This is a genomic window from Clostridium kluyveri DSM 555, assembly GCF_000016505.1.
In the GTDB taxonomy this organism is placed as follows: domain Bacteria; phylum Bacillota; class Clostridia; order Clostridiales; family Clostridiaceae; genus Clostridium_B; species Clostridium_B kluyveri.
In genome coordinates this window covers 2,434,776-2,448,573 of sequence record NC_009706.1, presented here as the reverse complement: position 1 = coordinate 2,448,573, position 13,798 = coordinate 2,434,776, and the positions used below count along the sequence as shown (strand labels likewise).

Sequence of the window (13,798 nt, the reverse complement as noted above, 5' to 3'; positions counted from 1 at the left end):
AAATGTATTTTTATAGGTTACAATTCAAATTTAATGAATGTATATGTATAAATATCAGGGATAACAAGTGACATGTATTATAAAAACTATTTAGAAATAAAAAATTTTAAAATTGTATTGAATTATTATTAGTATATATGTATAATTATAAGGTATATTAGGCAATTAAATTATAAAAAGTTAAAGTGAGTTTAATCACAGAATAAAAAACTTTTTAAAGAAAAATGAAATGAACTTATTTAAATTTGGGGGACTGATAATGAAAAAAATAACTGCAATTATAATTACTGTTATATTTGGTGCAATATTATTTACAGGTTGTGGAAGTAGCACTAAAAAAGATACAAGTTCTAACCTACTGGAAAATATAAAAAAGTCAGGAAAAATTGTTATAGGAACTGAAGAAGGATATCCTCCTATGGAATTTAGAGATTCAAATGGTCAGCTGGTGGGATTTGATGTGGATTTTTCCAATGAGGTTGCAAAGAGACTGGGGGTAAAAGCAGAGTTTTTGGTTATGGATTTCAATGGAATTATACTAGCCCTTAATTCCAAAAAATTTGATGCAGCCATTGCCTCTATAAGTATAACGGATGAGAGAAGAAAGACTACTGATTTTTCTACACCTTATGTAGTGGGCGGACAGGTTATTACAGTTAAGAATGGAAGAGAAGATATAAAGGGAGTAGATGATTTAAAGGGAAAAGTTATAGCCTGTGAACTTGGAACTACTGGAGAAAATGTAGCAAATGGTATAAAAGGGGTTAAAGAATTAAAAAAATATGATAAGGTAACTGAAGCATTTCAAGATATGTCAATAGGCAGAGTAGATGCTACCATAATAGATCAACAGGTAGGAGGATATTATATCCAGAAGAAAAAAGACGAATTTAAAATGCTAGAGGGTATATTAAGTAAAGAGCCTATGGGTGTAGCTTATAGAAAAGAAGATGATTCTCTTAAAAATGAAGTGGATAAAATAATCGGAGATATGAAAAAGGATGGAACTCTATCCAAGCTTTCTGTAAAATGGTTTGGGTTTGATGCCTATAAAGATTAACTTAGGAGGAGATATTTTGAACAATTTATATGGTAGAAGTTTTTTAACTTTAAAGGACTTTATGCCAGAAGAAATAGAATACCTGCTTAAACTTTCTAAAAAATTAAAAGAAGAAAAATACAGCGGAAAAGAAAAGAAAAGACTACAGGGAAAAAATATTGCATTAATATTTGAAAAGGATTCTTTAAGAACTAGATGTTCATTTGAAGTTGGTGCTTATGACCAAGGTGCAAATGTAACCTATATAGGTTCTACAGGAAGCCATATAGGTAAAAAAGAGTCTATAAAAGATACTGCCAGAGTAATGGGAAGAATGTTTCATGGGGTGGAGTACAGAGGATTTTCTCAAAAGGATATGGAGATATTTTCAGAGTATTCGGGCATACCCCTTTGGAATGGACTATCAGATGAAGATCACCCTACTCAGGTTCTAGCAGATTTTTTAACTATACAGGAAAATGTAGATAAACCTTTGAAAGATATAAATTTTGTCTACATTGGTGATGGAAGAAATAATATGGCAAAAGCTCTTATGATAGGCGCTGCAAAAATGGGAATGAATTTTAAAATAATAACTCCCAAAGAACTTTTTCCAGAAGGTGAACTGGTAAAAGAATGTGAAAAGATGGCCAAAGAAAACGGGGGATATATATTAATTAGTGAAGATATATATGAAAGTGTAAAAGGGGCAGATATTATATATACAGATGTGTGGCTTTCCATGGGTGAGGAAAAATCCCTCTGGAAAAAAAGAATAGAAACTTTAATGCCTTATCAGGTAAATATGAAGTTAATTGAAGCCTGCCAGAACAAAAAAGTTAAGTTTATGCACTGTCTTCCAGCTTTTCATAATAGAGAGACTGAAGTTTCAGAGGAAATATATAGGGAATTTGGCTATGAGGCATTGGAAGTTACAGAGGATGTATTTGAAAATGAGGAAATTTCCATAGTATTTGAGGAAGCGGAAAATAGATTACATACTATAAAAGCAGTTATGGTAGCAACTTTGAGCCCAGGAAATATTTGAAAAGAGGTAATATTATGAATTCCATATTATATTTAGAAGATGGCACTGTGTTTATGGGAAAGGCCATAGGGCAGATGGGGATAACTGTGGGAGAGTTGGTATTTAATACTTCAATGACAGGATATCAGGAAATACTCACAGACCCTTCCTATGCAGGGCAGGTAATAACTATGTGCTATCCCTACATTGGCAACTATGGTATAAATTATAATTCTAGTCAATCGGAAAAAATACAGGTAAAAGGTATAGTAGTAAAGAATATGTATAATGACACATCTCATTATTTAAGTGAAAATAGTTTTGAAGGATTCCTAAAAGAAAACAATATTGTAGGTATCAGTGGTATAGATACTAGAAGTATAACTAAAAAAATAAGAGCCAGTGGAACTATGAAATGTGTCATATGCAGCAAGAATGAATCTATAAATGAAATAAAAAATATGTTGAATTTTTATGATGATGAAAAGTTGGTGGCTCAGGTAAGTACTTCCTCTATAAAAAAGATTAAGGGAAATGGCCCTAGAGTGGCAGTGTTAGATTTTGGCATAAAAAATAATATTATTGAAAATCTAAAGAGTAGAAATTGTGATATAACTATATTTCCATATAACACTTCTTATGAAAACATAATGAGCATAAATCCTAAAGGTATACTTTTAAGTAATGGACCGGGAGATCCTAAAGATGTATATGATGTGGTAGGAGTAATAAAAAAGATGATAAGTACTGTTCCTATATTCGGCATATGTCTTGGACATCAGCTTTTGTCTCTTGCACTTGGAGGAGACACTTATAAGATGAAATTTGGGCATAGGGGTGGCAACCACGGTGTGTATGACAGTGATACGGATAAATCCTTTATAACATCCCAAAACCACGGCTATGCTGTTAAAAGGGATAGTTTAGATAAAAACAATATAAAAATAACTCATGTTAATTTAAATGATAATACAGTAGAAGGATTTAGACATAAAACTTTACCTATATTTTCAGTTCAGTTTCATCCTGAAGGTTCTCCAGGACCTACTGATACAAGTTATTTGTTTGATAAATTTTTAAGTTTGATGACTTTAGTATAAATAACAAGGAGAAGTGATATAATGCCGTTAAGAGAAAACTTGAAGAAGGTTTTAATAATAGGTTCAGGTCCTATAATAATAGGCCAGGCAGCAGAATTTGACTATTCGGGAACACAAGCTTGTGAAGCCATAAAAAAAGAGGGTATAGAAACAGTACTTGTAAATAGTAATCCTGCTACTATAATGACAGATAAAAATATTGCACATAAAACCTATGTAGAACCTTTGACTGTTGAATCACTAGAGGCAATAATAAAAAGAGAAAGACCAGATGGGGTTCTGGCGGGATTTGGGGGACAGACAGCTCTTAATCTGGCTATGGAACTTGGCAAACTTGGTATATTAAAAAAGTATAATGTGGAGCTTCTTGGAATAAAAACTGAATCAATAAAAAATGCCGAGGACAGGGAAAGTTTTAAAAATTTAATGGAAGAAATAGAGGAACCCATAGCTTTAAGTACTATTGCTACAGATTTAGAGCAGTGCAAATCTTTTTTAGACAAGGTTAGTTTACCTATTATAATAAGACCAGCGTATACTCTTGGAGGAACTGGAGGAGGCATTGCAGACAATTATGAGGAATACCTGGAAATATGTAAAAATGGGCTGGAGGAAAGTCCTATAAATCAAATATTGTTAGAGCAAAGTCTGGCTGGATGGAAAGAACTTGAATATGAGATAATGAGGGATAAAAAAGATAATTGTATGGTAGTTTGTAATATGGAAAACCTGGATCCTGTAGGAATACATACAGGGGACAGTATTGTAGTTGCACCGTCACAGACCCTTACGGACAGGGAATATCAGATGCTTAGAAGATCTTCTATAAAGATAATAAGAAAGTTGAAAATAGAAGGAGGGTGCAATATTCAATTTGCACTAAATCCAAGCGGCAATGAATATATGGTTATAGAAGTGAATCCAAGGGTGAGCAGATCCAGTGCACTGGCTTCAAAGGCTGCAGGATACCCTATAGCTAAAATAGCGGCTAAGATAGCTCTTGGGTATACTCTAGATGAACTAAAAAATTATGTTACAGGAAATTCCAGTGCTCTTTTTGAGCCGGCACTAGATTATTGTGTAGTTAAAATGCCTAAGTGGCCTTTTGATAAATTCAAGACTGCCAATAGAACTCTCAAAACCCAGATGAAAGCTACTGGTGAAGTTATGGCAATAGACAGGAGTTTTGAAAGTGCTCTTTTAAAGGCAGTAATAAGTCTTGAAGGAAAGATAGTGGGGTTAAAACTGGATAAATTTGAAGACATGAATTTATCTCAAATAATAGATAAATTAAAAAAAGAAGATGATGAGAGACTTTTTGCTCTGGCAGAAGCTCTTAGAAAAGGAATAAGTGTAGATGAACTCTATGAAATAACTAAAATAGACAAATGGTTTATATATGGAGTAAAGAATATTATAGATATGGAAAATAAATTGGTAAGTAATGTACCAAATGTAGATATCATTCATCAAGCAGAATTAATGGGATTTACAGATGAATACATCTGTAATTTGATGGGTATGAAGCTGGAAGATTTAAAGCAGCTTAGAGAAGTAAACGGCATAAGAGTGGTATATAAGATGGTAGATACCTGCAGCGGTGAATTTGAAGCTAAAACTTCCTATTATTACTCCTGCTATGATCTTGAAAATGATAATGTTATTTCAGATAATAAAAAAATACTTGTAATAGGCTCCGGTCCTATCAGAATAGGACAGGGTATAGAATTTGACTACTGCTGTGTTAATGGTGTATGGGCTATAAAAAAGGCAGGATATGAAGCTATTATAATAAATAACAATCCTGAAACCGTAAGTACGGATTTTGACATTTCAGATAAATTGTATTTTGATCCCCTCTATATAGATGATGTGATGAATGTAATAAATGAAGAAAAAGTGGATGGGGTTATAGTACAATTTGGGGGACAAACTGCTTTGAACTTATCTAAAAAATTAAATGACAGGGGAGTAAATTTACTTGGAACTTCTTTTGAGTCCATAGATCTGGCAGAGGACAGGGAAAAATTCAGAATACTCCTCAAAAAGCTCAATATAAATTCTCCTATAGGAGGGTCTGTAACCAGTTTGAAAGAAGCTTATAAACTGGTTTCTGAAATAGGGTATCCAGTTATTGTAAGGCCATCTTATGTAATAGGCGGAAGAGCTATGAAGGTAGTTTATAATCCTGAAGAATTAGAAAGGTATTTAAAAGAAGCGGTAAATTTATCTAAAGAGCATCCTGTACTTGTAGATAAATATATACTTGGAAGGGAAATAGAAGTGGATGCCATATCAGATGGACAGGATTTAATAATCCCAGGGATAATGGAACATGTGGAGAGAACAGGAGTACATTCAGGGGATAGCATAGCTATATATCCTGCTTCCGATTTACCTGAAAAGGTGTGTCAGAGAATAGAAGAGTATACGGTAAATATAGCTAGAGAATTAAATGTTAAAGGTCTTTTAAATGTTCAATACGCTTTTGATGGAGATAAAATATATGTAATAGAAGTAAATCCAAGGGCATCAAGGACTGTACCTATTTTGAGTAAGGTTACTGATGTTCCTATGGTGGAAATAGCCGTGGAAGTTATGCTGGGTAAAAAAATAAAAGAATTTAATTATAAACAGGATATGTATAAATACAGTAATATTTTTGCTGTAAAAATGCCTGTATTTTCCAGTAAAAAACTGCCTGGAGTAGATGTAGCTTTGGGACCGGAAATGAAATCTACAGGAGAGGTTCTAGGAGTTGACTACGATAAAGATAAGGCAATATACAAGGCATTTAAAGCTGCGGGAGTTGAAATTTTTAAGAAAGGCAATTTATATGTATGTATAAATGACAGGGATAAGTGCAGTTCTCTAGAGGTAATTAAGAAGTATAATTCTTTGAATTTTAATATAATTGCTTCTTCTGGAACATTTAAGTTCTTAAAGGAAAATGGCATAAAATGCAGCAAGCTTTCTATAGAAGATGCAATATCTTATATTAAAGAAGATAAAATAGATATAGTTATAAATATACCTACTCAAGGATATGATGGTACAAGAGAAGGGTTTAAATTAAGGCATATGGCCCTGGCTCATGACAAAGTGGTATTTACCTGCATAGATACGGCTGACGTTTATGCAGATGCCATATTCGTAGATAAAAAGGGAGGAACTGTAGAATATAGAACTATGAGCGAATATCTACAGGGAAGTTTAAATAAAAAAATTATAAATATATAGTTCCAGTAAACAAAAATAATAAAATCGTTGATAAATTGTAAATCATCAACGATTTTATCATTTTAATTCTACAAACTAGATTTTTGAGAAGTTATTCTGTATCCAGAGTACTTTTTATATTTTCATGCATAAGCTCTCCTATAATTTTGTCCAGTTTATTATTTACTTCTAAAATTTCTCGATCTAAATTATCTCTTTCACGAATTAATAAATTTAATTTTTTTCTTAGTTTATAAATATCTTTTTTTGACAAATTTAACACTCCAAATGTATAGTTTAAAATTTGAAATATCAGATAGCTTCTCCCTAATTTACATATAATTGTATCTTATTCTAAAATTTAAGTTTGCAGATTAATTACATAATTAATTTTACACAATAAATATGCTAAATGCAAATAATATTTGTTTACAGTAAGCTTATTTATCTAATTAATGGTTATGTATAAAGTTATCTTAAGAGGTTAGACAGGAGTGAAGACAAATGAAGAAGATAAATATAATTAATAAACAGGAAATGGGGATTAGAATTCGTGAAAATAGAGAAAAATTAGATTTAACAAGAGAAAGATTTGCTGAAATTGTGGATCTTTCCGCACTTTATATTGGACAACTAGAGAGAGGTGAACGACAAATGAGTCTTACAGCATTAGTTAAAATAGCAAATTCTCTTTGTGTAACAACAGATTATTTGATATATGGAAAGGATAAATGTAAAAATAATGAAAATATTATAAAAGAGGAATTTAAAGAATATAATTCAGCAGCTGATAAAAAAAGCAGCAGTGTATTACATAAGTTACTGGAGACATGCTCTCCTAAAGAGTTAAATTTAATTGAAAGCATGGTGAAACTTATTTTACCTTATATTAGATAGGTAGCCAGTGGTATAGAAATTTGCATGTAAAATGTTAAAATTTCTATACCATTGGCTACAATATTTATATAAGCTAAATTCGGTAATAACTCCAATGTATAAGCTTAATATAGAGTGTACAACATAAATTAAAGGTAATATTTACTCTATATATTTCAAAGATTGGAGGACATATTTTATGAAAAAAATGATTTTAATCATAATGTTCAGCTGTCTGTGGGTAAGTCCTGTAAAAGCTCTGTCAAGTAATTATGATATTACAATGAAACAGGATATTTTATGTCTTATGATGGCATATAAGGATTATATAGTTGATATAGAAAAAGACAGTAATGAAGATGTATATTTGATTACTAAATCCGGTAAAAGAGTTTTATATGATGATAAAAAGAAAAAAAGTTTTGAAGAAAAGTTGAATAACACAGATCTGCAGGATATGATGGAACAGTCCTATCCAGAGGAATTCATAAATAAAGTTATGGATAAGGATATGGATCCGGGGAGATTTAGAGTTTATCCACTATTAAAGGAAGTATATGGACTCAATAAAAGTTCTGTAGAAGCTAATTTAAAAAGAGTTAACCTAGGATATGGTAGTTTTCAGTTTAATGGAAACAATGATGCTTCAAAATCTCTGGAAAGTGTTATGAAGGAGCTTATTCCGCTGTCACAAAAAAGGGCAGATATTTCAAGATGCTTATTTCCAGGTAGTGGTACATTTAATTATAGGTGTATTTCCGGAACTAGTTTATTAAGTCCTCATGCTTTTGGAATAGCTATAGATCTCGCTAGAGATAGAAGAGATTATTGGAAGTGGGTATCCAAGGAAGAGGGAGATAGCAGACTGAAAGAATATCCTAAAGAGATCGTAGAAATATTTGAAAAAAATAATTTTGTTTGGGGAGGTAAGTGGAGTCACTTTGATATTTTGCATTTTGAGTATAGACCGGAAATAATCTTGAAAACTAAATATTTTAGACATGAGAATAAAAATGATAAATTCTGGTATGAAAATGTACCCTGTGAAGATGAAATGGTGAAAAACTGTATAAAAAAAATAGATGAAAAGCTATAAATTAACATATTTAACACCTGAAATTTACAGAGTGATTATTATTTTTAATGGGAATAATAATTGTAAAATTATATGAACTCTGATAACTGTTAAATTATAATTATATGAGGAGTACAATTATGAAATTTTTTCCAAAGAAACATTTTATACAGTTTATTGTAATAATTCTATTTATATTTTGCATATCGCCTTATATAAGAGCACAGGAAGAGGAAACTCTTATTAAAGAAGAAATATCAAATTCCATACAGGAAATATTTCGAAATAGAAATAAGGCCATATTAAATGGAGATTTAAAATTAATAGAAGTTAGCTATGACAAAAACACAAAATATGGCACCTGGGCCTATGAACATGAAGAGACCAAGAAAAAATATCTTGAAAATTGGGAAGAAAAGCAGGGAGTGAAGTTCACAGATATTACTCCTGATATAGTAATAAAAAGAATTAGGAGAAAAGGTGACAAGTTTTCTGTAAATTTGATATGCTCAACAGAATATAAATATGTATATGAAAATTGTCCTGAAATTATAAATAGATGTAGAATAGGAACCTCTCATGTATTAAATGTAGCCAAAAAGGACAATAAATGGATAATAACTAAAGAGTGGTATAAAGATCCTTTTGCAGATTCTCTTAATTTAGATAATTTAAAGGTTGATTCCATAAAACAATATATACTATCTCAAAATGAAAGGGATCTTTCAAGCATAGGAGATAGAAGAAAATCTGCAGTGGAATATGCGGATAAATACTGCGGCATAGCTACAGAAAAAAAACATGGTTATGTATATAATAAAAAATATAGAAATTATAATTCTCAGGGGGGAGATTGTGCCAATTTTGCATCCCAAATATTACATGAAGGAGGCAAATTCAGAAAAAATCGTTCCTGGAATTATGATAGTTCAGGAGCCACTAGTGCCTGGCTGAATGCAGATGGATTTAAAGATTATATGATATACAGTGGAAGAGCTTCAGTTATTGCCCATGGCAGCTATGAGAAAGTTTATAAGGCTTCTTACAAGCTTCTTCCAGGAGATTTTGTAGCATATGAAAAAAAAGGGGATATTACTCATATATCAATGGTGACAGGTGCAGACTGCCGAGGATATTCTCTGGTAAGCTGTCATAATACAGACAGAAATAAAGTACCTTGGGATCTTGGATGGAGTGACAAAAATATAAAATTTTGGCTAATACACGTGAATTATTAAATAACTGAAATCAATCTATAATTGTGAACTGTAAATTGTGAATTGTGAATTGATAATACGGTGTATAAATTAATAGAAATGGGATATGATACAATTAGAAAAAATATTTTACCATGAATAACGAAGGGTATAAATAGGAGAGAAAACATATGGTATTTAAATTAGGTAAGACTCGTAAGATATCAGGTAATGTATATGTAGTGAGAACACTTGTTTCTAACTTTTTTATTTATTCTAATTATGGAGCTGCTGTATGTTTTAATTCGGGTTTTATTCCCTGTGTTGTAAATAGGGAATTAGGTAAAATAGACATTAAACCTGAATCTATTTCTAATGTATTTATAACTTATCCCCATTTCTATAACATGGGAGGTATTAAATTATTCAAAAATTCAAATATTTACATACCCTCAAAAGTGTTTGATAAAAAATTAAAATATATGGAATTCAATAAGAAGAAGAAAAACAGAACAAAATATATAAAAGTACAGGATGGAGATGTATTAAATATAGGAAATATAAAAATAAAAGCTATTGTATTTCCAGGACACAAGAGAGGAGCTATTTCATATATGGTAAATGATAGTATTCTATTTATATAAATCTGTATATGCTAAATAAATTTAATTACGTATTTTAAATGATTATGGTTCAAACCATAGTCATTTTTTAGGTGCGCCCAGCATTGGGCAACAGCTTGACGGTGAAAGTCCGTTGTGGGGCTTGGTAGTAGCAACCATTAGTCAAAGACAAGGGTGTCCATCGTGAGGTGAAATCTGAAGGACTCGGTCTGAGGAACACAAACCATATATTGCAGTCAACAGAACTATAACAGGCTCAAATCAATTATGGGAAATGGATATAAAATATGGCTACATAGAAGGTGAAGATAAGTTCTTCTACTTACTAAATTTAATTGATATCTTTGATAGGAGCATTATAGATTACCACATGGGTTTACACTGTGAGGTTAAAGATGCTGCCGCACTACTTAGAAAGTGCTTAATAAGAAGAAACTTGTTTGAGGAAGGTTCTAAAAAGCCAGTAATAAGAACAGACAACGGACCTCAGTTTATAAGCCATAAATTTAATGAATGCTGTGAAGAACTTAAAATTGAACATGAGAGAATACCAGTGAAGACACCAAATAAAAACGCACATGTAGAATCATTTCACAGAATACTTGAGGATGAATGTTTAGGAATTAATAAATTTGAAAGCTATGCGGAAGCATATAAAATAGTAAATGAATTTATGGAATTCTACAATAATAAGAGATTACACTCAAGTTTAAGATTTATGGCTCCACATGAATTTTATAACCTTTATTTTGGAGAAAACCTAACAAATATTCAAATAAGGGTCTAAATTTAAGATAAATGAAGAATTTATTAGATTCTGTCCAAAATTAGGGGGTTAATTCGATTGCACTTCCTAAAAGTGCAATCACACAAGTTCTCGGCTTTATATGTGCAAACAAAATAACAAATCCTTTCTTTGAAGCATTAAATATAGTCTGAAATATAGGGAGCTTCGTGCAAAATTACATCGTCCAATCTTCGCACTGAATGTTCGTCCCCTTGTATACGCTCCGTGCGATAAAGCTGTATCGCGGTTTTATAGCCGAGCAACAAAGTCGTCAGAGTGGCAATCGACAGGGCAACATGGTAATCAGCTTTTTGGTCTGTCAGTGAACAGTGCCCCTCGTTAAACAGAATGTTAAATGTACGGTTATTCCAATCCAATATCCCATCAGTGATTTCAAAAGAAATACATACATTCTTTTCTAAAGGATCGCAGCGATAATGAGAAAAAAACTCCTCTATATCTACTATGCGCCCCATAATGTAAGGGCGTATCGTTTCTTTAATATCTCCGTCGTCCATATCAAACGCAACGGGTTCATTGAAGTAGGTATTTCCACGCACTTCGTCAATCATAGAGTCATGAGCGTGTATATACTCCCACAATCCCTTTTGGGCTTCCCGGTTGAGATAAATCATCTCTTTGATATGCATAATATCGTTCCGAATTAGGTACACCATATATCCAAGAGGCTTGTTCTCCACGCTGTAATAAATCGCAACTACCGTATCGTCGTAATCCCACCGCCAATATTCCTCCCAAGCTAAAGCATTACGGAATAGGCAACCATGTGTCTGCTTTGCAAACTGCATATGCAGGTTCATAAAATCCTCATTCTCCCAGTTCACACGGTGAACGCTTCCCGGAGCTTTTGATTTTGAAGGTATTTGCCTGTCCTTAATGCTGTAAGAAATTTTGTTAGATATAATCTCCCATCCATATTTCCTATATAGCGGAATGGAATACGGGTATAGCAGCGCTAACGATTGCCCTTTTTTTCTCATGCGTATCAGGCTTTTCTTCATCAGTATTGACATAATACCTTTCCCGGAATATTCGGGATAGGTGGAAACACTGGTGACAAATCCAATGGGGTAGATTTCATTATAAATATTCATATTAAGGGGATATACGGCAAATTGCGAAACAAGGGTCTCACCGTCATAACAGCCGAGTATATCGGCACGCTCTAATACAGGAAATTTTGATTGCTTAATTTCATCACCTTGCCAACCTGCATTTATCAAATCCTGCTCCGTTACTTGAAAAGCATAACGGAGTAATGCGTTGTATTGATCTATATCATTCGTTGTCAAATCTCGTATGCGGTAAGGAAAAATCTCTTCCTTGTCTGTACTGTTCATATCATTCACTCTCCATAGCTGAAATGTTCGGCCTCTTCTTTCAAATAAGCTGTAAATTGTTCTATTGCATGCACGAATTTCGGCGAATAACTGGCAAGAGTCTTTTCCATAGCCCGCCGTTCTAATTCGTAAACTTGATTAAGTATTGTTCTTGTATATTCTTGTCCTTTATCGGTAAGACGGATTTCCTTTTCTTTCGTGTGATTACTCGCATCTAAAACAATATATCCTGCATCAACACATTCCTTGACAATAGTGTTAATTGTTGTTTTGGGAATAAGCCAATGTTCGCAAATTTCTTTCTGCGAATGAGGTTTCCCGTCATCTAACGCATAAAGCAAAGAGAGAGTGTTGTCTTTAATTCCTATTTTTTTTGCACCAATAGCATAGATTCCATCAATCACGTTGACAGAAATCATAATCCGTCTGATTTCCTCCCGATATTCTTTCATTTATGACCTCCCTTTCTTTGGCAAAATATAATCCTAATTCGTACTATATATAGCATAATACGAATTAGGGCTGAAAGTCAAGAGGGCAAATAAATGTCCGACTAAAAAAGGCAAAAGGCGGCTTTGATTTCCAAAGCCGCCTTTTGACAATGTTTCACAGTATTTGACTGCAAAGTAGCGTCTGCTAAATAATGACTTTTTTATATGCCGTTTGGTAGTTTCAAGTAATTGTTTAAGTTCTCACCTGTACTAATTCTTGTTAAGAGTGCTTTTGATTATAGAAGTATAATGAAGCATTGTACGATACCACCCAAGTATAATTAAGAACACGATACCTGTAAGTAAGAGATTATTTTTCAAATAATCAAGTAGAGCTTTAATATTAACATTCAATCGTTTTAAGATATTGGAGTATACCCGATTTGGTAGACACATAGAAAAGACTGTATAATAAACACATGGGAAAGAATGTGTCTAACAAATGGGGAAAAGAAGAGAGTTTTCTGTAGAATATAAAAAAGAAATAATAAAATTAATTACAGAACAAGGTAGAAAAGTGACTCATGTAGCAAGGGAAATCGGTGTTAGTGAAGCAGCAGTTAGAAGATGAGTAAAGGAATATGGAACGCATGGGGATAGCGCATTTCCTGGTAAAGGAAAGCTTCGGAGAGGATGAAGAGTTAAGATTACTTAAAAAGAAAATGGCCTGATTTAGAGGAGAAAAATGCCATATTAAAAAAGGCTATACGTATCTTCACAAGGCCCGAGAAATAAGATATAAATTCATTTATGACAATAACTCCGAATTTCATGTGGAAAAGATGTGTGAGGTACTGGATATTAAGAGAAGCTCTTACTACGATTGGTTAAAAAGACCTATTACTAAAAGAAAAAGAGATAATGCTTTGCTTGCTGTCCAAATAAAAAGAGTGCATAAACAATCGAGTGAAACCTATGGTGCTAGAAGGATTACCAAGGTTGCTCAATATTGTGACAGAAAAGTATATATAAGTGATGGGAGAATAACAGAAGATATTAGATTA

Annotated in this window: 12 protein-coding genes and 1 pseudogene; 10 read left to right on the top strand and 3 right to left on the bottom strand. The window is 32.6% G+C overall.

Going from position 1 to position 13,798, the window contains the following annotated elements; genetic code table 11:
• Window positions 1–259 precede the first annotated feature (259 nt).
• From CKL_RS11640 to carB, 4 genes are read left to right on the top strand one after another with little or no spacing between them, the layout of a single operon-like run.
• Window positions 260–1,060 (top strand): ABC transporter substrate-binding protein, encoded by an 801-nt coding sequence (locus tag CKL_RS11640; protein WP_012102722.1) that lies wholly within the window; start codon window positions 260–262, stop codon window positions 1,058–1,060.
• Window positions 1,061–1,076: 16 nt separating this feature from the next.
• Window positions 1,077–2,087, top strand: coding sequence for an ornithine carbamoyltransferase (gene argF / locus CKL_RS11635; protein WP_012102721.1), 1,011 nt, complete (start codon window positions 1,077–1,079; stop codon window positions 2,085–2,087).
• Between the two features lie 14 nt (window positions 2,088–2,101).
• Complete coding sequence (gene carA / locus CKL_RS11630) at window positions 2,102–3,166, top strand: glutamine-hydrolyzing carbamoyl-phosphate synthase small subunit (RefSeq protein ID WP_012102720.1); 1,065 nt, start codon at window positions 2,102–2,104, stop codon at window positions 3,164–3,166.
• Between the two features lie 21 nt (window positions 3,167–3,187).
• Entirely contained in the window at window positions 3,188–6,406 is a 3,219-nt protein-coding gene (gene carB / locus CKL_RS11625; protein ID WP_012102719.1) for a carbamoyl-phosphate synthase (glutamine-hydrolyzing) large subunit, read from the top strand.
• 91 nt (window positions 6,407–6,497) lie between these two features.
• Here the strand turns inward: carB and CKL_RS20315 are convergent, their stop codons facing one another.
• Complete coding sequence (locus CKL_RS20315; protein ID WP_012102718.1) at window positions 6,498–6,659, bottom strand: hypothetical protein; 162 nt, start codon at window positions 6,657–6,659, stop codon at window positions 6,498–6,500.
• Between the two features lie 230 nt (window positions 6,660–6,889).
• On the opposite strand from CKL_RS20315, the gene CKL_RS11620 reads away from it, so the two are divergent.
• From CKL_RS11620 to CKL_RS11600, 5 genes are all read left to right on the top strand, one after another.
• Entirely contained in the window at window positions 6,890–7,282 is a 393-nt protein-coding gene (locus tag CKL_RS11620) for a helix-turn-helix domain-containing protein (RefSeq protein ID WP_012102717.1), read from the top strand.
• A gap of 178 nt (window positions 7,283–7,460) precedes the next feature.
• A complete protein-coding gene (locus CKL_RS11615; RefSeq protein ID WP_012102716.1) occupies window positions 7,461–8,357 on the top strand; it encodes a M15 family metallopeptidase in 897 nt (298 codons plus the stop codon).
• A 119-nt stretch (window positions 8,358–8,476) separates the two neighbouring features.
• Window positions 8,477–9,574, top strand: coding sequence for an amidase domain-containing protein (locus CKL_RS11610; RefSeq protein ID WP_012102715.1), 1,098 nt, complete (start codon window positions 8,477–8,479; stop codon window positions 9,572–9,574).
• A gap of 149 nt (window positions 9,575–9,723) precedes the next feature.
• Window positions 9,724–10,176, top strand: coding sequence for an MBL fold metallo-hydrolase (locus CKL_RS11605; protein ID WP_012102714.1), 453 nt, complete (start codon window positions 9,724–9,726; stop codon window positions 10,174–10,176).
• A 208-nt stretch (window positions 10,177–10,384) separates the two neighbouring features.
• A complete protein-coding gene (locus CKL_RS11600; RefSeq protein WP_341271440.1) occupies window positions 10,385–10,942 on the top strand; it encodes a DDE-type integrase/transposase/recombinase in 558 nt (185 codons plus the stop codon).
• Window positions 10,943–11,079: 137 nt separating this feature from the next.
• Here the strand turns inward: CKL_RS11600 and CKL_RS11595 are convergent, their stop codons facing one another.
• Window positions 11,080–12,303: a GNAT family N-acetyltransferase gene (locus tag CKL_RS11595; RefSeq protein ID WP_012102712.1), complete on the bottom strand. Its 1,224-nt coding sequence runs from the start codon at window positions 12,301–12,303 to the stop codon at window positions 11,080–11,082.
• Between the two features lie 5 nt (window positions 12,304–12,308).
• The gene (locus tag CKL_RS11590) at window positions 12,309–12,755 is read right to left on the bottom strand and encodes a MarR family transcriptional regulator (protein WP_012102711.1); all 447 of its coding nucleotides are present in this window, start codon (window positions 12,753–12,755) and stop codon (window positions 12,309–12,311) included.
• Window positions 12,756–13,236: 481 nt separating this feature from the next.
• Between CKL_RS11590 and CKL_RS21800 the strand changes: the two are divergent.
• Window positions 13,237–13,729, top strand: a pseudogene (locus CKL_RS21800) (transposase); the annotation flags it as partial.
• Between the last annotated feature and the right edge of the window lie 69 nt (window positions 13,730–13,798).